We start from the raw sequence: 18,473 nt of genomic DNA, 5'->3' as shown, positions 1-18,473 counted from the left end.
CCACCGCACCCGATTAACGAGGAGTCCACCATGTCGATCCGAGAACAACTGGCCAATGCCGAGCCTGCCTTCACCGCCAACGGCCACGCCGCGATCCAGTTTGCGACCTCGGCAGCCTCCGTCTCGGGCGGCTACCACCAGCTCAAGCGCGATGTGCACGAGACCGTGCTCGACCGCGTCGAGCTGGAGCGGCTGGCACGCTATCCGCAGGAACAGGTGCGCCAGGAGATCACCGCGCTGGTCAACCTGATCGTCGACGAGCAGAAGGTGCTGCTCAACGACAACGAGCGCCGCCAGCTGACCGTCGAGATCTACGACGAAATGTTCGGCTTCGGCCCGCTCGAGCCGCTGCTGAAGGACCCGACGGTGTCGGACATCCTGGTCAACACCGCGCGCCAGACCTACGTGGAGCGGCGCGGCAAGCTGGAACTGACCGACGTCCTGTTCTATGACGACGCGCACCTGATGAAGGTGATCGAGAAGATCGTGTCGCGCGTCGGCCGCCGCATCGACGAAACCAGCCCGATGGTCGACGCGCGCCTGCCGGACGGCTCGCGCGTCAACGCCATCATTCCGCCGTCGGCCATCGACGGGCCGCTGCTGTCGATCCGCCGCTTTGCCGTGAATCCGCTGCAGGTAGCCGACCTGGTCAGCCTGCGCAGCCTGACGCCGCCGATGGCGCAGCTGCTGCAGGCGCTGTCGCAGGCCAAGGTCAATGTGCTGGTGTCCGGCGGCACCGGCAGCGGCAAGACCACGCTGCTGAACATCCTGTCGGGCTTTATCCCGGAAGACGAGCGCGTGGTCACGATCGAAGACGCGGCGGAACTGCAGCTGCGCCAGCCGCACGTGCTGCGGCTGGAAACGCGCCCGCCCAATATCGAAGGCAAGGGCGAGATCACGCAGCGCGCGCTGGTGCGCAACGCGCTGCGCATGCGCCCGGACCGCATCATCCTGGGCGAAGTGCGCGGCGGCGAGGCGCTGGACATGCTCAATGCGATGAACACCGGCCATGAAGGCTCGCTGACCACCATCCACGCCAACACCCCGCGCGATGCGCTGACGCGGCTGGAGAACATGGTCAGCATGGCGGGCCTGACCATGCCGGCCAAGGCCATGCGCCAGCAGATCGCCTCGGCCATCACGGTGATCGTGCAGGCCGCGCGCATGACCGACGGGCGCCGCAAGATCGTCAGCATCCAGGAGATCACCGGCATGGAGGGCGACATCATCAACATGCAGGAGATTTTCACGTTCCAGCGCACCGGGGTCGACAAGGACGGCACCGTGCGCGGCAACTTCCGCGCCACCGGGGTGTATCCGAAGTTTGCCGAGCGGCTGCGCGTGTTCGGCGTGGGGCTGCCGGATGACACCTACGACCCGGCCAAGCGCTACGAAGTCTGACCTGCCAGGGCCCATACCCATACGATCCATCCGGGGGAGCTACACATGAGCACGATCTTCTACGCCTTCGGCATCCTGCTGTTCGTCGCCGTGGTGCTATGCGTCGAGGGCATCTACCTGTGGTGGAACAATGCCCACGGGCCCGCGGCCAAGCGCATCGAGGCCCGGCTGCGCGCGCTGTCGGCGGGCGGGCACGTTGGTGCCGAGCAGCTCTCGATCCTGAAGAAGCGCATGCTGGCCGGCTCGCCGCGCATGCAGCAGTGGCTGATGCGCGTGCCGCGCATCGGCGCGCTCGACCGCTGGCTCGAGCAGTCCGGCAGCACCTGGTCGGTGGCCCAGCTGCTGGGCTACTGCGCGATGGTGGTGCTGTGCACGCTCGCGCTGATCCCGCTGCTGCCCCTGCCGGCTTCGCTGGTGCTGCTCGGCGCGGTGCTGACCGCGATGCTGCCGGTACTGCATGTGATGCGCCTGCGTGCCAGGCGGCTCAAGCAGCTCGAGGCGCAACTGCCTGATGCGGTCGACATGATCAGCCGCGCGCTGCGCGCCGGGCATTCATTCAGCGGGGCGCTCAGCATGGTCGGCCAGGAAATGAAGGCCCCTATCGGGCCGGAGTTTCGCACCACCTTCGAAGAGATCAACTACGGCGTGGCGCTGGACGAGGCCATGACCAACCTGGCCATGCGCGTGCCGGTGGCCGACCTGCGCTATTTCGTCATCGCGGTACTGATCCAGCGCGAGAGCGGCGGCAACCTCGCCGAGATCCTCGACACCATCGGCACCATGGTGCGCGAGCGCCTGAAGCTGTTCGACAAGATCCGCGTGCTGTCGGCCGAAGGCAAGATGTCCGCATGGGTGCTGGGGCTGCTGCCGTTCTGCACCGCCGGCCTGATCCTGGTGGTCAACCCCGGCTTCATGAACGTGCTGTGGGAAGACCCGCTCGGGTTGCGCATGATCGGCGGGGCGCTGGTGTCGATGAGCTTCGGCGTGCTGTGGATGCGCAAGATCATCCGGATCCGGGTCTGAAGCGCCGGCCGCGGTTGCCGCAGCGCAGAGACAGAAGAAGCAGGGCTTGGACAGCCATACTGACGGGGAGTCCATCATGCAGGAAATTATCCAGGGGTTCCAGGGCGACCAGATGATCGTGCTCGCGCTGATCTTCGTGGCGGCGTTCGGCACGGTGTTCGGCGTGCTCTATGTGCTGGCGCCCCACCGGCTGCGCGGGCGGGCCGAGCAGATCGCCGGCCAGTCCGGTCCGTTCGAGGCTGACGCGGGGCGGCAGCAGGCGCTGATCGACACGCTGGTGAAGTGGGCGCAGCCGGTATCGCGGCTGTCGCTGCCCAAGGAGGGCTGGGAGCATTCACAGCTGCGCGTGCGCTTCATGAACGCCGGCTGGCGCAGCGCCAGCGCCGCGCCGCTGTACTTCGGCGCCAAGACCGTTCTGGCCGTCGGCCTGCCGATGCTTGGACTGGTGGCGGTCAGCAGCCAGCCCGGGCTGCAAAGCCAGCAACTGATGTTCGTGCTGCTGGCCGTGCTCGGCGCCATCGGCTACTACCTCCCCAACATAGTCCTCGCCCGCAAGGTGTCCCAACGCCAGCGCACCGTCTTCGAAGAATTCCCCGACGTGATCGACCTGCTCACCGTCTGCGTCGAGGCCGGCCTCGGCCTGGATGCCGCGCTGATGCGGGTGGCCGACGAACTGGCGCTGCGCTGCCCGGTGCTGGCCGACGAGCTGCAACTGATGCTGCTGGAGCTGCGCTCGGGGTTCTCGAAGGAAAAGGCGCTGACCAACCTTTCGCTGCGCACCGGCGTCGAAGACGTGGACAAGTTTGCGTCGATGCTGGTCCAGGCCGACCGCTTCGGCACCAGCCTGGGCGAGTCGCTGCGCGTGCTGTCCGACATGCTGCGCACCAAGCGCCGCATGCGCGCCGAGGAGCAGGCCGCCAAGATTGCGCTGAAGCTGCTGTTCCCGCTGATCTTCACCATCTTCCCGTCGCTGCTGCTGGTGCTGCTGGGGCCGGCCTTCATCCAGATCTATCGCGTCCTGCTGCCGACCATGGCGGGGCAAGCGGGATAGCACTTCCGGGAAACCGCGACCGTTTCCCCCGGCTGTCTCCCGGTGCAATGCCGGCCAGACAGTCACTTGCCCGGAACCCAGGTTCCGGGCTTTTTTGCTTGCCCGGCCGATGGCCGGGGCTTGACCAGAGCGGCAGTGTTATCAAGAATGCAGGCAATCCCCCTGCCGGCGCCGAGATCATGCAGCGCGCCCTACCCGCCTGGAGTCCCGATGAAGCTACGCATCCTGAGCGACCTCCACATCGAACACAACCTGCCGCAGTCCGTGCCCGCGTGCGATGCCGACCTCGTGGTCCTGGCCGGCGACATCGCCAACGGCCGCGACGGCATCGACTGGGCCGTCAGCACGTTCAGCCAGCCGGTGGTCTACGTGCCCGGCAACCACGAGTACTACGAGAGCAATTTCGCCACCGTGGACCAGCAGCTGGCCGAAGCCGCCGCTGCGCATCCGCAGGTGCGCGTGCTCAATGGCGAGGTGGCGGAATTCGACGGCGTGCGCGTCATCGGCACGACCTGGTGGACCGACTACACGCTGTTCGGCACCGACCGGCGCGACGAAGCGATGCAGGCATGCGCGAAAGCGATGTACGACCACCGGCTGATCGAAATCCGCGGCGAGGACGGCAGCATGCGCCAGTTCACGCCGCAGGACGCGCTGGCCCGCCACCTGGCCGCGTCTGACTGGCTGTCTGCGCAACTGGCGCTGCCCTACGCGGGCAAGACGGTCGTGGTCACGCACCACGGCCCGGACCTGGGCAGCCTGGACCCGCGCTTCTCGCACGACCTGGTCTCCGGCGGCTTCCTGTCGCGCCGGCCCGACCTGGTGGCGCAGGCGGACCTGTGGATCCACGGGCATACCCATACCAGCTTCGATTACTGCGTCGACAACACGCGCGTGGTGTGCAACCCGCGCGGCTATGTCAGCCGCCGCACCGGCGAGGTGGAGAACAAGTCGTTCGACTGGTGCTGCGTGGTTGAGGTGTGATGCGATCGCGATCGCGGCGGCCATCCAAACAAAAACCCCCGCGGACTCACGCCCGCGGGGGTTTCTTCAAGACAGCCTGCCCGTGAAGGCAGTCGGTCGGCACAAATTACATCATGCCTTCCATGCCGCCCATGCCGCCCATGCCGCCCGGCATTGCCGGAGCCGACTCTTCCTTCGGCGTTTCGGCCACGGCGCAGTCGGTGGTCAGCATCAGCGAAGCCACCGAAGCGGCGTTCTGCAGTGCGGTGCGGGTGACCTTGGTCGGGTCCAGCACGCCCATTTCCACCAGGTCGCCGTACTCGCCCGAAGCCGCGTTGTAGCCGTAGTTGCCCTTGCCTTCGATGACCTTGGCAACGACCACCGACGCTTCTTCACCGGCGTTCAGCACGATCTGGCGCAGCGGCTCTTCCATGGCGCGCAGCACGATCTTGATACCGGCGTTCTGGTCGGCGTTTTCGCCGGTCAGTGCCGAGATCGCAGCGCGGGCACGCAGCAGGGCCACACCGCCGCCGGGGACGATGCCTTCTTCCACCGCAGCGCGGGTGGCGTGCAGGGCGTCTTCCACGCGGGCCTTCTTTTCCTTCATTTCGACTTCGGTGGCAGCGCCAACCTTGATCACGGCAACACCGCCGGCCAGCTTGGCCACGCGCTCTTGCAGCTTCTCACGGTCGTAGTCCGAGGTCGCTTCTTCGATCTGGGCGCGGATTTGCTTGACGCGGCCTTCGATCGCCGATGCGTCGCCGGCGCCGTCGATGATGATGGTGTTTTCCTTGCCGATCTCGATGCGCTTGGCCTGGCCCAGGTCGTTCAGGCCAGCCTTTTCCAGCGTCAGGCCGATTTCTTCGGCGATGACGGTGCCGCCGGTCAGGATGGCGATGTCTTCCAGCATGGCCTTGCGGCGGTCGCCGAAGCCCGGGGCCTTGACGGCGGCGGTCTTCAGGATGCCACGGATGTTGTTGACCACCAGGGTCGCCAGGGCTTCGCCCTCGACGTCTTCAGCGATGATCAGCAGCGGGCGGCCGGCCTTGGCCACTTGCTCCAGCACCGGCAGCAGGTCGCGGATGTTGCTGATCTTCTTGTCGAACAGCAGCACGAACGGGTTGTCCAGCTGGACAACCTGCTTTTCCGGGTTGTTGATGAAGTACGGCGACAGGTAGCCGCGGTCGAACTGCATGCCTTCCACGACTTCCAGCTCGTCGGCCAGCGACTTGCCGTCTTCGACGGTGATCACGCCTTCCTTGCCGACCTTGTCCATGGCTTCGGCGATGCGCTCGCCGATCGAGGCGTCGCTGTTGGCCGAGATCGCGCCAACCTGGGCGATTTCCTTGCTGGTGGTGGTGGGCTTGCTGATCTTCTTCAGCTCTTCCACGGCGGCGGTAACAGCCTTGTCGATGCCGCGCTTCAGGTCCATCGGGTTCATGCCGGCGGCGACGAACTTCATGCCTTCGCGCACGATCGACTGGGCCAGCACGGTTGCGGTGGTGGTACCGTCACCGGCGTTGTCGCTGGTCTTGGAAGCGACTTCCTTGACCATCTGTGCGCCCATGTTCTGCAGCTTGTCCTTCAGCTCGATTTCCTTGGCCACGGACACGCCGTCCTTGGTCACGGTCGGGCCGCCGAAGCTGCGCTCCAGCACCACGTTGCGGCCCTTCGGGCCCAGGGTCACCTTGACTGCGTTGGCGAGGATGTTCACGCCTTCGACCATCTTGGCACGTGCGGCGTCGCCGAACACTACGTCTTTTGCTGCCATGTTCTGAATCTCCTGAAATCTGTACGGGTGGGGCTACAAGTAACGGATTACTTGTTGACCACGGCCATGATGTCTTCTTCGCGCATGACCAGCAGTTCCTGGCCATCCACCTTCACGCCCTGGCCGGCATACTTGCCGAACAGCACGCGATCGCCGACCTTGACGTCCAGGGCGATGTTGTTGCCCTTGTCGTCTTTCTTGCCGGGACCGATTGCCAGCACTTCGCCTTGATCGGGCTTCTCGGCAGCGTTGTCGGGAATCACGATACCGGACGCGGTCTTGGTTTCGTTGTCCAGACGCTTCACGATCACGCGGTCGTGCAGAGGACGCAGATTCATACGGACTCCTAGATACAAAGTGTGTTTTTGATCACAAATCGGCCGGCTACCGAGGCGACGGCCGTCAGAAATGTTCAGGTGTCGCAGGGTTGTTAGCACTCCCCCCTGACGAGTGCTAATTATAGGGACGGGGTGGGGGCATTTCAAGACAGGGGCCGAATGCGGGTTTTCCCGGAGCCAGTGTCGAGATTCACGCAACGTTGAACTTCGTCCACTCAACCCTGAACTGCCCAGATCGTTACTTGGTTGTATCCCCTTATTTTTCAAGGCCGTGCGCCTCCCGGCCATGCTCGCTGAACAGTTCGCGGGCGCGCTCGGGAGACACCATGCCCTGTAGGGTCTGCGGGTCCGGCCCCGCCGCCATGATGGAGGGTCGCAGCATGTTGGCATCCAGTCCCGTGAAGGCCTGGGTCAGCAACACGTCGTCGAGCCGGCTGTGCACCAGCATGGCCTTGTAGCGGCCGGCGCCCAGGCTCTCGGGCGTGGCGATGAAGCGCGTGCCTAACGGCTTCGGGCGAGCCTACGCTGGCGAGGACCATCTCCACCCGGTGCGGATAAGGACCCGCAGGTCCTCATCCAGCGTGGCCTGGCGGCGCATGATGATGTTGGGGCAGACCGGCGCGAGCAAGCCGGGCGCCTCGGCGCACCGGGACTTGATCTGGGCAAGCCAGGCGTCCAGCTGCTCGGCGCCGCGGGCGTTGACCGTGGGAAACGCGCCGATGACGCCGCTGCGGCATGCGGCCATCACCAGGTCCGGGCCGGACACGCGCAGCATCGGCGCGGCAATCAGCGGCAGTCGCAGGCGCTACGCCAGCGGTGAAGGCAAACTCGTGCAATCCCCACTATCAAATGCTTGGGCATCCGCCGACCATGAGGTGCACCAAGCCATGTCAATCCATCAGTCCGATCAGTTTGTATAGCCGGTCTTTTCGATCAGGCGGGCAAAGCGCTTGCGCTCCTCCTGCGCATAGAGCCTGGTCTTCTCGGGGTCCAGATCGACCGTCTCGGAGCCGGCGCTGGATTGCTCCACGTAGGCCAGATACTCCTTGGACTTGAGCGCGGCCGAGAATCCCTTGTACAGGCGCTGCACCATCTCGGGTGGCGTACCGGCCTTGACCCCGTAGCCGATCCAGACGTAAGCCGTCGAATCGGGATAGCCGAGCTCGCTGAAGGTTGGCACATCCTGGAAGGCCGGGGGCCTGCGCTCGTGCGTCAAGGCCAGCAGGTGGACCTTGCCCGCGCGGAAGAACTCGCGCGCGGCGCCGGCGTCGATGATCATTGCGTCGACATTGCCGCCGACCACGTCGTTGAGCGCGGGCGCCGGGGCCTTGTATTGCACGTTGTTGAGCTGGATGCCGAGGTCGCGCTGGATCATCAGCGCCAGCAGCTTGTAGTAGTGCCCGCTGTAGGTGGCCAGCGACGTCTTGCCCGGGTTGGCCTTGGCGTAGGCAACGAACTCGGCCAGCGACTTGTGCCTGCCCGCCTTCACGACCAGGGCGGCACCGCCGCGCACCGAGGTGATGACGGGCTGCAGCTGGGTTTCGGGATTGAAGCGCAGGCTCTTGTTGACCAGCGGAACAATTACCATGTTGCTGGGCGAAAGCATCAGTACGCGCGTTCCGTCGGCCGGTCCGTTCAGCACGTATTGCGTGGCGATCATGGTGTCGGCGCCTGGCTTGTTCTCGACGATCACCGTGCGCTGCAGTTCACGGGACAGGACGTCAGCAAGGATACGCGTGCTGGTGTCGGCGCCTGTGCCGCCGCCCAGCGGCATGATGATGCTGATCGGGGTCTTGTCCTGCGCAAGCAGTGGCGTATGCGCTGCCCATGCCGTGGCCACCGCTGCGGAGCCCAGCAGAAAGCTTCGTCTTTGCATCGTTGTCTCCTCTTTGTTCCGGGCGCTATTCGCCCGACCAGACCGGCGCGCGCTTGGCGGCGAAGGCCTTGAGCCCTTCCACCCGGTCCTTTGAGTTGAGCGCGACCTGCGCAATCGGCATCTGGTTGTCCCAGGCTTCCAGTTCCTGCCATTCGAAGGCCTTGGACATGATGCGCTTGGACGCGGCCAGCGCCGTCGGGCCGTTCACCAGCAGCGAGCGGGCCAGCTCCATGGCGTTTTCCAGGGTCGCGCCCGGCTCGACCACCCGGTTCAGGATGCCATAGGGCCGCAGGAAATCGGCGTCGTAGATCTTGCCGGTCAGGGCCATCTCGAACGCGATGTTGTAGGGAATCTTCTTGGGCAGGCGGAACAGCCCGCCGCCGACCGCGACCAGGTTGTGCCGGACCTCGGGCAGGCCGAACTTGGCGTTGGCGGCGGCCACCACCATGTCGCAGGTCAGGCACAGCTCGAAGCCGCCACCCACCGCATAGCCCTCGACGGCGGCGATCAGCGGCTTGCGCAGCGGATGCACGAAGCAGCCGAAGCCCCCGCGGCGCAGTCTGGTGCGCTTGACGCCGCTGGCCGCTTCCTTCAGGTCGGCGCCGGTAGAGAAATTGCCGCCGGCGCCATGGATGACGGCAACGAAGCAGTTCTTGTCCTCGTCAATTTCGTCCATGATGTCCTGCAGTGCGATCGCCATCGCGTTGTTGCAGCAATTCTTGACTTCGGGCCGGTTCAGGGTGATGACTGCCACCCCGTCCTTCTTCTCCAGCATTGCAGCTTGCTCGGTGGTCATGGTGCGCTCCTCACAGGTTGAACGAGAACCCGCCGTTGACCGGATAGGTCTGGCCCGTGATCCACGAGCTCGATCCCGATGCCAGGAACAACACCATGTTGGCCACGTCCTCAGGCTGCCCCACGCGGCGGATCACGTAGTTCGAGAGCATCTTCTTTTTCCTGTCGGGATCGGCCTCCAGGCGCGCCGCGATCGCCGGCGTTGCCGTGGCGGAGATGGCGACGCAATTGGCCGTGATGTTGTAGCGCCCCAGGGCCCTGGCCGCGCCGCGCATGAAGCCGGCGGCCCCGGCCTTGGCACCGGAATAGATTTCCAGGTTGGGCTCGCCCACACGGCCGGCGTCGGAAATGATGGTGATGATCCGGCCCGCGTTCTTTTCGATCATGCCGGGCACTACCGCCGCCGTGCAGTTGATGACGCCGTAGAAATTGACGCGGATGAAGCTGTCCCAGGCTGCCTCGCCGACTTCCCAGAAATGCTTGCGCGCTTCGGGATCGGGGTTGACGCCGGAATTGCCGGCGTTATTGACCAGGATGTCGATGCTGCCGCCGGCCTCGTCCGTGGCCTGCGCGAACACAGCCTTGACCTGCGCCTGGTCGGTCACGTCGCACACGGCAGCCACGGCCTTCGCGCCCAGTGCCCAGATTTCCTCGACCACTGCCTGGGCCCGCTCGGCATAGAAGTCGTTGACGATGACGGCCCCGGCGCCGCTCCTGGCGAAGTGCAGGGCCACCTCGCGGCCCACACCCTGGCCGGCGCCGGTGACGGCCGCGATCTTTCCGTTGAGGTCGGTCAGGTTCAATGTCATACGTTGCGCTCCTGGTTGTTCCAATGAGGTTGGCGAAGCTCGCGCTTCAGGATCTTGCCGACGGCATTGCGCGGCAGTTCGGCGACATGCACGAAATACCGTGGCCGCTTGTACGATGCCAGCTGCGCTTGCCCCAGCGCAGCCAGTTCATCGCCGGGAATGGGCTGGCCGTTCCTGGATTCGTAGTAGGCCACCACCTTCTCGCCGAATTCTTCGTCGGGCAGGCCGACCACCGCGATGTCGAGCAAGCCGGGGTGCTGGTAGAACGCCGCCTCGATTTCCGCGGGATAGATGTTGACCCCGCCCGAGATGATCATGTCCTTGGCGCGGTCGGTGATGTAGAGATAGCCGTCCGCATCGAGTTTTCCCATGTCGCCCGTGCGAAAGAAGCCGCGCGCATCGAGCGTGTCTTCATCCAGCGGCGGCGCGTTGAGATAGTTTCTGATCACGGCCGGGGTATTGACCCAGATCTCGCCGACGGTGCCGCAAGCGCAGGGCTTGCCGTCCTCGTCGCGGATCTCCACTACCACGCCGTCATAGGGCAGGCCGCTGGAGCCGGGTTTCCGGAAGTGGTCGTCTGCCTTCATGCCGGCGATCATGCCGGTCTCGGTGGAGCCGTAGCCCTCATGCAGCACCGGCCCGAACTGCTCGTGGACCCACTGCTTGATCGCCATGGGTACCGGCGCGGCGCCAATGCCCATGCTCTTGAGGCGCGGCACCTGGCGGCCCGAGGTCTCCTGGTAGCTCTTGAGCCGCTTGTACATGGTAGGCACGCCGGTCCAGTGCGTGACGCCGTGCTTCTCGGCCAGGTCAAACCAATGCGCGGCATCGAAGCGGTTCTGCAGGACCAGCAAGGAGCCGTGCGCCATCGCCGTGCGCACCTGCGAAGGGCCTGAGCCGTGATGCAACGGCATGGACACCAGCACCACGTCGGCCGCCTGGTATCGCTTGTACGCGCCGCCCCGGGCTTCGAGGTAGCGGTTCAGGCGCTCATTGCCCGGCTCGGGCCGCAGATGGCGCGCCACGCCCTTGGGCCTGCCCGTGGTACCCGAGGTGTAGATGATCTGCTCGCACAGTTCGTCCATGGTGAGCGGCGCTCCGCCCGGCTGGGTCAGCACGTTCCATTGGCTTGCTGCGCCGGTCGTGGTCACCGGAATCATGGCGTCCGGCGGCAGCACGGAGATCTTGTCCATGAACGCCTGCGGCTGCTCGTCGTCCAGGATCAGCATGCTGGCGCCGGCATTCTCCAGCACATAGTCGACCTCGTCGGCGACCAGGCGCCAGTTGATGCCCAGCAGCCGGGCCTTGAGCTTGGACAGCGCCAGCATCAACGCGACCCATTGCGACGTGGTCTGCATGCGCAGCGCCACGATATCGCCGGCGCCGACGCCGCGCCGGGCGAGCTGGTTGGCGATGTTGTCGGCCAGCGTGTTGAGCTCGCGCCAGGTCAGGGTCTGGTCTGCGGCGACCACGGCGGGCCTGTCGGGCTGGACCTGCGCCCAGTGTTCAGGCAAGTTTGGTGCGGTTGTCATCGGGTGTCCACCCATCAGCGGAACAGGTGGCGGGCCAGCACGTGGTACTTGTGCACCTCGGTCGGGCCTTCATAGATGCGGGCGGGGCGCTGCGAGCGATACCAGTGCGCAATGGGGTTATCCAGCGACACCCCGGCCGCGCCGAAGATCTGGACACCGCGGTCGAGCACGCGGCCGACCACCTCGGTAGCCTGCATCTTGATCGTGCTGGCCTCGACGCGGGTGTCGTGGCCGGCATCGGCCTTCCTGGCGGCGGCATACATCATCAAGCGGCACTGGTTGATGTCGATCCACGAGTCCACGACCATGGCCTGGACCGCCTGCTTCTGCGACAGGGCGGAGCCGAAGGCCACGCGCTGCTTCGCGTACTCGGTCATCATCTCGAGCGTGCGCATGGCGATGCCCATCGCGCGCGCGCCCACACCGAAGCGCGCCTGGGACAGGATGATCTGCGCATTGCGGAAGCCTGCGCCGCTGGCGCCGATCATCGCGTCCTCGGGCACCTCGCAGTTATCGAAGATCAGCTCGTTGATGATCATGCCATCCAGCGTCTGGATGTCGCGCGACACGTTCAGGCCGGGGTTGGACTTGTCCACCGCGAACATGGAGATGCCGCCGTGCTGGCGCTTTTCCTGGTCGGTCACGGCCACGACGAAGATCACCTCGGCCGGACCGACGTGGGAGATGAAGACCTTGGTGCCGTTGATCACCCACTTGTCGCCCCGCCTGACGGCCCTGGTCTGGATCGCATTCCCGGGGTCGGCGCCACCCGAAGGCTCGGTCTGCGCGAACGCGTACTGCAGCCGGTCCTCCAGGCAGGGATCGAGGTAGCGCGCCTTCTGCACGCCCGTGGCGTTGAAGAGGAACGGCGGCACACGGCCCCCGAACTGCAGCGGCACCAGGCACCGGAAATTCTCCTCGATGACCGCCAGTTGCTGCGTTACCGTCAGCTTTGCGCCGCCCAGGGCCTCGGGCAGCGTCAGGCCCCACAGGCCCACCTCCCTGGCGGCTCTGGTGCCGGGCAACAGGTCCTCCGGGGTGATCTCGCCGCCTTGCAGTTTCCTGGCCTCCAGCGGCATCTGGTGCTTGTGCACCAGCTTGCGGGTGAGGTCCACGATGGCGCGCGTGTCTTCGTCGAATTCAACCATGTAGTCGATCATGTCTCTGTCTCCTGATATTGCTGATGTGATTTGCGGCTCAGATGGCCAGCACGTGCGCGTAGCAGACAGCGCCCACGCCCACCATGTGCGCCATCCCCGTGCGCGCCCCGGGCTGCTGCCGCTGCCCGGCCTCGCCGCGCAGTTGCAGCGTGATTTCGGCGATCTGGCCCACGCCGGTGGGGCCGATCGGATGCCCCATGGCAATGAGCCCGCCAGATGGGCTCACTGCCACCTTGCCGCCGATGTGGAACTCGCCCCCCTTCAGAGCGGGTATGGCCTGGCCCGGCTTGCACAGACCCATGGCCTCGACGTACAGCACTTCCTCGATCGCGAAGGCGTCGTGCAGCTCGACCACGTCAAGCGCCGTGGGTGCGACGCCGGCCTCCTGCAGCGCCTGCAGGCAGGTGGCCTGCGTGAGCAGTTCGTCGAACGCTGTAGCGTCCTTGTAAACAGCCTGGCTCCGGGCGGCCGACGACAGCACCCGCACCGCGCGGCCGGGATCGATGCCGTGCGCCTTGATTGCATCTTCGGACATCAGCACCACAGCCGCCGCGCCCTCGCCGACCGGCGTGCATTGCAGCACCGTGAGCTCGCCAGACACCTTGCGCCCTCCCAGCACCTCCTCGAGCGTGCGCGGCTTCTGGCGCTGGGCGTTCGGGTTGAGCGCGCCGTTGTTGTGGTTCTTCACCGCGGCCAGCGCGATGTCGCGCATGTCGGCTCCGGAGCGGTGCACGTATTTGTCTGCCAGCAGCGCAAAGTGTGTGAACGGCGCGATGTACTCGCTGGCCAGTTGCTCGATCCCGGCCTGCGTCTCGGCGCGGGCCACCGGCGCGCGCTTGTCCACGCCCAGCACCAGCGCGGTATCGGCAAGGCCGCTGGCCACTTCGATACAGGCATTGCGGAACGCCGTCGAACCGGAGGCCGAGGCGTTTTCGACATGGGCGATAGGCAGGCCCGTCGCCCCAAGGTGGCGCAGGATGGGCCGCCCGCAGGCCATGCCCAGCAGCGCCCGGGCAACATAGGCGGTGTCCACGCCGGCAATGGACACGCCCGCGTCGGCCAGCGCCTGGCGCGCGGCGGTCAGGCCCAGCGTCACGTACGACGTATCCGACGGATCCTGGTAGCGATGCCAGCCAATGCCTACGACGTAGACCGGCCGCAGGTCCTTCAGTGTCCGCTTCATGCCGTCACCCCGAATCGGAATTCCAGAACCGCGGGGTCTTGTCCGCGCTGACGCAGCACGCCATGGACGCGCCGGCCGTGCCAGTCGCCCGCCTCGTGCCCCACGTCCAGCAGGGCACGCACCACCGGGCCGGCGTCGAGCCGGACCTCGGCCGCCGTGAACGGCACCGCAGGCTCCGGCTGGGCATGGATGTGGACCTGGCTGCTGCCGAGCACCACCCCTTGCGCGGCCAGTTCGATATCGGCCAGTTCGGCGCTGCCGCAGCACTCGCAGCCGTAGTGCTGCGGTGGGAATGCCACTTCATTGCACGCTGTGCAGCGGACTCCTTTGAGAAAAGGGGTCTGATGGGCGCCCCGACCACAGAGGCTGGGCTTTTCTATCCGGGAAGTTGTGTCGTCTGTCTTCATGTTTTTTCCTCAACTTACTTACCATATGGTCGGTAAGTTTGTATGATTTGGCAATAGGGTTTTCCGCAGGTCCTGCCTTTCCATCCCATCCATCTCAACAAGGAGCAACAGCTTGGGCCCACTCGCAGGCGTCAAAGTGATCGAAATCAGCGGCATCGGACCCGGTCCGTTCTGCGGCATGCTGCTGGCCGACCTGGGGGCGACCGTCATCGCCGTCGAGCCGCCGGAGCGCCTGGCCGCGCCGCAACGGCCCCATGCCATCACCAGCCGCGGCAAGCAATCGGTGGTGCTGAACCTCAAGGACCCTGCCGCCGTAGAGGCCGTGCTGCGCCTGTGCGAGGGCGCCGACCTGCTGATCGAAGGCATGCGCCCGGGTGTGATGGAGCGCCTGGGCCTGGCGCCGGAGGTGTGCCTGCAGCGGCGGCCTGCCCTGGTGTACGGCCGCATGACAGGCTGGGGCCAGCATGGGCCGTGGGCGCCGCGCGCCGGCCATGACAGCAACTACACTGCCCTCAGCGGCGCCCTGTGGTTTGCCGGCCCGGCCGGCGAACCGCCGATGGCGCCGTCCACCGTACTGGGCGACGTGGCCGGCGGCGCGCTGTATCTGGCGGTAGGGCTGCTGGCCGCGCTGCAGCATGCGCGCAGCACGGGGCAAGGGCAGGTCGTCGATGCCGCCATCGTCGATGGCGCGGCCCACATGCTGAACCTGATGCTGGGCGCCATCCAGCGGCGCGGCGGCGGCTTCGAGCGCGGCACGCAGGCTTTTGACAGTTCGCACTGGGCGGCGCAAAGCTACCAGTGCAAGGACGGCGGCTGGATCAACTTTGCGCCGCTCGAACCCAAGTTCTATGCCGAGTTGCTCGCGCGCCTGGGGCTGGACGGCGACGCGCGCTTTGTCCGCGGCCAGAACGACCCCGGCCTGTGGCCCGAGCTCAGGCAAGCCATGGCCGCACTCATGCGCTCGCGTACACGCGCCGAATGGGAGGCTTGCCTGGGTGGCAGTGACGCCTGCTGGGCGCCCGTGCTGGCGCCGCACGAGGCCGCCTGCCACCCACACATGGCAGCACGGCAGAGCTATGTCGAGCGTGGCGGCGTGCTGCAGGCCGCCCCCGCGCCGCGGTTCTCGGCCACGCCTCTGGAGATGCGGGACATCGCGCCCGTCGGCACCCACACGCGCGAAATCCTGAGCACTCTGGCTCTCACGCCCGATAATCTGGAGAATCTGCTCCGTTCACAAAGCGCCTGAATTTGCTTAACTAATGACTTCCATGACATCCCATATCGCCCGAACCCGTCGCACCCAGGAGGAGCGGCGCGCCACGTCGGAGCTGGCCTTGATCAATGCCGCCATGACGGTCATGCGCGCCAAGGGTGTAGGCGGCATGACGATTGCCGAGGTGGCCGAGACCGCGGGGGTCAGCAAAGGTCTCGTCGTTCACCTGTACGGCAACAAGCAGGCCCTGCAACTGGCCGTGCTGACCGAGTTGCGCGCCGATTTCGCCAAGCGTTTCCAGCAGGCGGAAGGGCACACGGTCGGCCTCGAACGCCTGCGCAGCTTCATACGCACGCACTTCGGCAGCCTCAGCAAGCCGGACTCCAACACCCAGGTGTTCTCGGCGCTGTTGTCGGAAGCCATCTTCCAGGATCAGGAGTTCGCGGCTGACGTCGCGAGCATGAACGATGCCACGATCGCCTTCGTGCGCGAGTGCCTGGAGTTAGAACAGGCCCGCGGCACCCGCTTCATCGAGTCCGATCTGGACAGCCTGGCCACTTTCATTGTCGCCAACATGCGTGGCATCGCGCAGATCTATTCCATCAACGCTACCGCGCAGACCAAGACTCTGGATACGCAAAAGCTGATGCACCTGTGCGAGGCGATGGTTGATCGCATGGTGGTTTCCGCCTGATGTTCACCTGGCGGTTTCGGCGGCCCATCAGCGCAAAGCCAACCGTGCGCTGTCAGGGATAATCATATTCCCTCAATGCGCGTAGCCGATCAGACGCTCCTTCGCCCGGGCCACTGCCGTGAGGCGAGCCGATTTTGGCAAGCACGGGCGTGATGCCGCGCCTGCGCAAGCGCTGTCGGTGTGGCTCGGAACTGTAGCCTCGATCGCCTTGGACGATTTTCGGCTTGCGCAGAGGGCGTCCGCGCTTTCCGCGAATGGAAGGAACTGCCTCGACCAGAGCGTCAAACTGCGTGATGTCGGGTTCCGCGCGATGCCAGAGCGCATGCCGGTCAACACCGCTCGGTCCGGCGTCGGCTTTTTGAGCCTCGACAGCCAGCCGGAGCACCGCTAGAAACTGACGGCCAGGCCAAGCGACACGCCCGAAACGTTGTTGCCGAAGACGTAGCGCGCCACCGCGCGAATCCGGGTCACGAACACTTCGTGGGCACTGGTATCGAGTTCAAGCCCCGTGCCCAGCGTGGTGAGGGAGTTGAAGCCCAGCGCCCCGGCCTGGTTGCCGAAGTAATGCGAATGCGACAGCTCCAGCACATAGCGCACCGGCCGGTCGAGCGCGCGCAGCCCGGTCGGGGCGCGCCAGCGCGCGTACAGGCTGGCGGTTTGCGCGGCGGAAGAGGCCTCCACGCCGGACGAGGCGCCGAGGCTGCGCAGGTAGATGTTGGTATAGCGCAGTTCCACGTCGATATCGCGGTTGTCGCGGTGGCTTTCCCAGTCGAGCATCACCGATCCGCCCAGGCCATAGGCATTCATCGCGCCGTCGTCGAGAAAGGCGATGTCGCGCTCGGTCTTGTGCTCGACCGCGAACTGGGCGATCGACAGGTCGCTGGCGACGCGGCCGATCGAAGCATTGAAGATGGGGCGGAACACCAGTTCCTTGCTGGGAATCAGCGGAAAATCCCAGCCCACCCCGACCGTGCCGGCAAACGTGTTCCATTTGGCCGGCAGCCGGCGCGACTCGCGCCCGTTGGTGGCGACAAAGGCCGGGTCGTAGCGGTTGTACGCGATCGACCCCTCAAGATAGAGCGGGAACGACTGGCTCAGCGTAAAGCCCCCGCCGAGCTGCCAGAGGGTCAGGTCCGGGTTGTCGGTGCTGGCATTGCTGATCGAAAGCGAGCTCGAAGCCAGGTCCGGTACTACCGCGAACGACATCAGCGTCAGCACCGCATTGGACTGCTTCTGCACATTGGTGCCGACCACCCGGAACGCCGGCTCCGCCTGGGCCAGCGCGGGCATGGGTGCGGCCGCGAGGCCGGCCAGCAGCATGAATACCAGGGGGCCTTGCGCTCGCATCGTTTCCCTCATCCGCTCCTGTGCCATCGGACGCTACGTCAACCTCGTGACAACAGCGTCACCGGCAGCTGGTCCGGGCCGGGCGGACCGGGGCGTCACGCTTTCGTGGGGGCCATGGTGGCGGAAGTGCTGCCAGGGCAGAAGTGAATCTTATTGCCGCTGATTTAAAGATTCTTGAAAGCGGAAGCGGCCCGGGAGCAGCCCGGAAGCAGCCAGGCAGCCGGGGAGCCGGCGGGGCGGCGGGGCGGCGTGCCTGCCGGCTTTGTAGGAGCAATTCCGGCATCTCATCGGCGCATGCCCGACAGCGCGAAGCCATCGCGCTACCTAGACTGGCCATGTCGCTCTCATCACCGCGTCGCGCCGCATGGCCTGCCGGGCAGGAACGTGCGGCATACGTCGCGCCGACGCCGTTTGGCCGGCGCTTCCGACCCTAACCCTGGAGGTATTCCATGGATCCGAAACAACCCGCTCGCCGTACCCGCACCCGCCATGCCCGCGTCGCCAGCGTGATTGCGGCAGGCCTGGCAAGCCTCGGCTGTGCCGCGGCGATCGCACAGACCACCGCACCCGCCACCCCGGCCACGCCAGCCACCCCTGCCGCGCAGGGCATGCCGGCAACGCCTGCCGTGCCGGCCACCGCGGCCAGCCCTGCCGGCGGCCAGGGCGCCGCGGCCGGCGTGACCCAGATCCAGCCGCCGAAGGACCCGCTGGTCGAGCGCCGCGAGGCGCGCGCGCAGGCCGCCGCCGAATACAAGGCAAAGAAGAAGGCTGCCAAGGGCGAGTACAAGGATGAAGTCGGCTCGGCCAAGCAGGAACGCAAGGTCGAGAACAAGGCCGCGGATGCAGCGGCCCGGCAGGAAATGGCTGCGCCCAAGCAGTAACGCACCGGTCCGCGGCGATCGCTGCCGCG

19 protein-coding genes and 1 pseudogene are annotated in these 18,473 nt (G+C 66.0%); 7 read left to right on the top strand and 13 right to left on the bottom strand.

Annotation, left to right across the window (positions count from 1 at the left end; genetic code table 11):
* Nucleotides 1–30: 30 nt before the first annotated feature.
* The 4 genes from CBM2594_RS04730 (at nt 31) to CBM2594_RS04715 (ending at nt 4,459) form a co-directional block, all read left to right on the top strand.
* Nucleotides 31–1,401 (top strand): CpaF family protein, encoded by a 1,371-nt coding sequence (locus CBM2594_RS04730; protein ID WP_116355836.1) that lies wholly within the window; start codon nt 31–33, stop codon nt 1,399–1,401.
* Between the two features lie 45 nt (nt 1,402–1,446).
* A complete protein-coding gene (locus CBM2594_RS04725) occupies nt 1,447–2,424 on the top strand; it encodes a type II secretion system F family protein (RefSeq protein WP_116355835.1) in 978 nt (325 codons plus the stop codon).
* 76 nt (nt 2,425–2,500) lie between these two features.
* A complete protein-coding gene (locus CBM2594_RS04720; RefSeq protein WP_116355834.1) occupies nt 2,501–3,475 on the top strand; it encodes a type II secretion system F family protein in 975 nt (324 codons plus the stop codon).
* A gap of 210 nt (nt 3,476–3,685) precedes the next feature.
* Nucleotides 3,686–4,459: a metallophosphoesterase gene (locus CBM2594_RS04715; protein ID WP_116355833.1), complete on the top strand. Its 774-nt coding sequence runs from the start codon at nt 3,686–3,688 to the stop codon at nt 4,457–4,459.
* Between the two features lie 106 nt (nt 4,460–4,565).
* Here the strand turns inward: CBM2594_RS04715 and groL are convergent, their stop codons facing one another.
* The 11 genes from groL to CBM2594_RS04660 all read right to left on the bottom strand — a co-directional run bounded on the left by groL (nt 4,566) and on the right by CBM2594_RS04660 (nt 14,309).
* Nucleotides 4,566–6,209 (bottom strand): chaperonin GroEL, encoded by a 1,644-nt coding sequence (gene groL / locus CBM2594_RS04710; RefSeq protein WP_116355832.1) that lies wholly within the window; start codon nt 6,207–6,209, stop codon nt 4,566–4,568.
* 47 nt (nt 6,210–6,256) lie between these two features.
* Nucleotides 6,257–6,547 carry a co-chaperone GroES gene (gene groES, locus CBM2594_RS04705; protein ID WP_008644494.1) on the bottom strand — a complete coding sequence of 97 codons (291 nt, stop codon included), beginning with the start codon at nt 6,545–6,547 and terminating at the stop codon, nt 6,257–6,259.
* Between the two features lie 256 nt (nt 6,548–6,803).
* Nucleotides 6,804–6,995, bottom strand: a complete 192-nt coding sequence (locus tag CBM2594_RS04700; protein ID WP_116355831.1) for a hypothetical protein — start codon at nt 6,993–6,995, stop codon at nt 6,804–6,806.
* A 72-nt stretch (nt 6,996–7,067) separates the two neighbouring features.
* Complete coding sequence (locus tag CBM2594_RS04695) at nt 7,068–7,322, bottom strand: hypothetical protein (protein ID WP_116355830.1); 255 nt, start codon at nt 7,320–7,322, stop codon at nt 7,068–7,070.
* Nucleotides 7,323–7,454: 132 nt separating this feature from the next.
* The gene (locus tag CBM2594_RS04690; protein WP_116355829.1) at nt 7,455–8,423 is read right to left on the bottom strand and encodes a Bug family tripartite tricarboxylate transporter substrate binding protein; all 969 of its coding nucleotides are present in this window, start codon (nt 8,421–8,423) and stop codon (nt 7,455–7,457) included.
* Between the two features lie 25 nt (nt 8,424–8,448).
* Nucleotides 8,449–9,219 (bottom strand): crotonase/enoyl-CoA hydratase family protein, encoded by a 771-nt coding sequence (locus CBM2594_RS04685; protein ID WP_116355828.1) that lies wholly within the window; start codon nt 9,217–9,219, stop codon nt 8,449–8,451.
* 10 nt (nt 9,220–9,229) lie between these two features.
* Nucleotides 9,230–10,027 (bottom strand): SDR family NAD(P)-dependent oxidoreductase, encoded by a 798-nt coding sequence (locus tag CBM2594_RS04680; RefSeq protein WP_116355827.1) that lies wholly within the window; start codon nt 10,025–10,027, stop codon nt 9,230–9,232.
* The gene (locus tag CBM2594_RS04675) at nt 10,024–11,559 is read right to left on the bottom strand and encodes a class I adenylate-forming enzyme family protein (protein ID WP_198048094.1); all 1,536 of its coding nucleotides are present in this window, start codon (nt 11,557–11,559) and stop codon (nt 10,024–10,026) included. The genes CBM2594_RS04680 and CBM2594_RS04675 overlap by 4 nt, the downstream gene beginning before the upstream one ends.
* A 14-nt stretch (nt 11,560–11,573) precedes the next feature.
* On the bottom strand, nt 11,574–12,719 hold the full coding sequence (locus tag CBM2594_RS04670; protein WP_116355825.1) for an acyl-CoA dehydrogenase family protein: 1,146 nt from the start codon (nt 12,717–12,719) through the stop codon (nt 11,574–11,576).
* A 37-nt stretch (nt 12,720–12,756) separates the two neighbouring features.
* Nucleotides 12,757–13,902: a thiolase family protein gene (locus CBM2594_RS04665; RefSeq protein ID WP_116355824.1), complete on the bottom strand. Its 1,146-nt coding sequence runs from the start codon at nt 13,900–13,902 to the stop codon at nt 12,757–12,759.
* Nucleotides 13,899–14,309 (bottom strand): Zn-ribbon domain-containing OB-fold protein, encoded by a 411-nt coding sequence (locus CBM2594_RS04660; RefSeq protein WP_147310400.1) that lies wholly within the window; start codon nt 14,307–14,309, stop codon nt 13,899–13,901. Before CBM2594_RS04660 ends, CBM2594_RS04665 begins: the two co-directional genes overlap by 4 nt.
* Nucleotides 14,310–14,421: 112 nt before the next feature.
* Here CBM2594_RS04660 and CBM2594_RS04655 point away from each other — a divergent pair, with 112 nt between their 5' ends.
* On the top strand, nt 14,422–15,555 hold the full coding sequence (locus CBM2594_RS04655) for a CaiB/BaiF CoA transferase family protein (protein ID WP_116355822.1): 1,134 nt from the start codon (nt 14,422–14,424) through the stop codon (nt 15,553–15,555).
* Nucleotides 15,556–15,577: 22 nt separating this feature from the next.
* Nucleotides 15,578–16,216 (top strand): TetR/AcrR family transcriptional regulator, encoded by a 639-nt coding sequence (locus tag CBM2594_RS04650; RefSeq protein ID WP_198048093.1) that lies wholly within the window; start codon nt 15,578–15,580, stop codon nt 16,214–16,216.
* 103 nt (nt 16,217–16,319) lie between these two features.
* Here the strand turns inward: CBM2594_RS04650 and CBM2594_RS04645 are convergent.
* Nucleotides 16,320–16,514: pseudogene (locus tag CBM2594_RS04645) on the bottom strand (IS5/IS1182 family transposase); the annotation flags it as partial.
* Between the two features lie 89 nt (nt 16,515–16,603).
* A complete protein-coding gene (locus CBM2594_RS04640) occupies nt 16,604–17,563 on the bottom strand; it encodes a hypothetical protein (RefSeq protein WP_116355820.1) in 960 nt (319 codons plus the stop codon).
* 449 nt (nt 17,564–18,012) lie between these two features.
* Between CBM2594_RS04640 and CBM2594_RS04635 the strand changes: the two genes are divergently transcribed.
* Complete coding sequence (locus tag CBM2594_RS04635) at nt 18,013–18,444, top strand: hypothetical protein (protein WP_116355819.1); 432 nt, start codon at nt 18,013–18,015, stop codon at nt 18,442–18,444.
* The last annotated feature ends 29 nt before the right edge of the window (nt 18,445–18,473 follow it).

Origin of the sequence: Cupriavidus taiwanensis (genome assembly GCF_900249755.1) — a bacterium.
In the GTDB taxonomy this organism is placed as follows: Bacteria; Pseudomonadota; Gammaproteobacteria; order Burkholderiales; family Burkholderiaceae; genus Cupriavidus; species Cupriavidus taiwanensis_D.
This window is presented reverse-complemented; position numbering and strand designations above follow the sequence as displayed.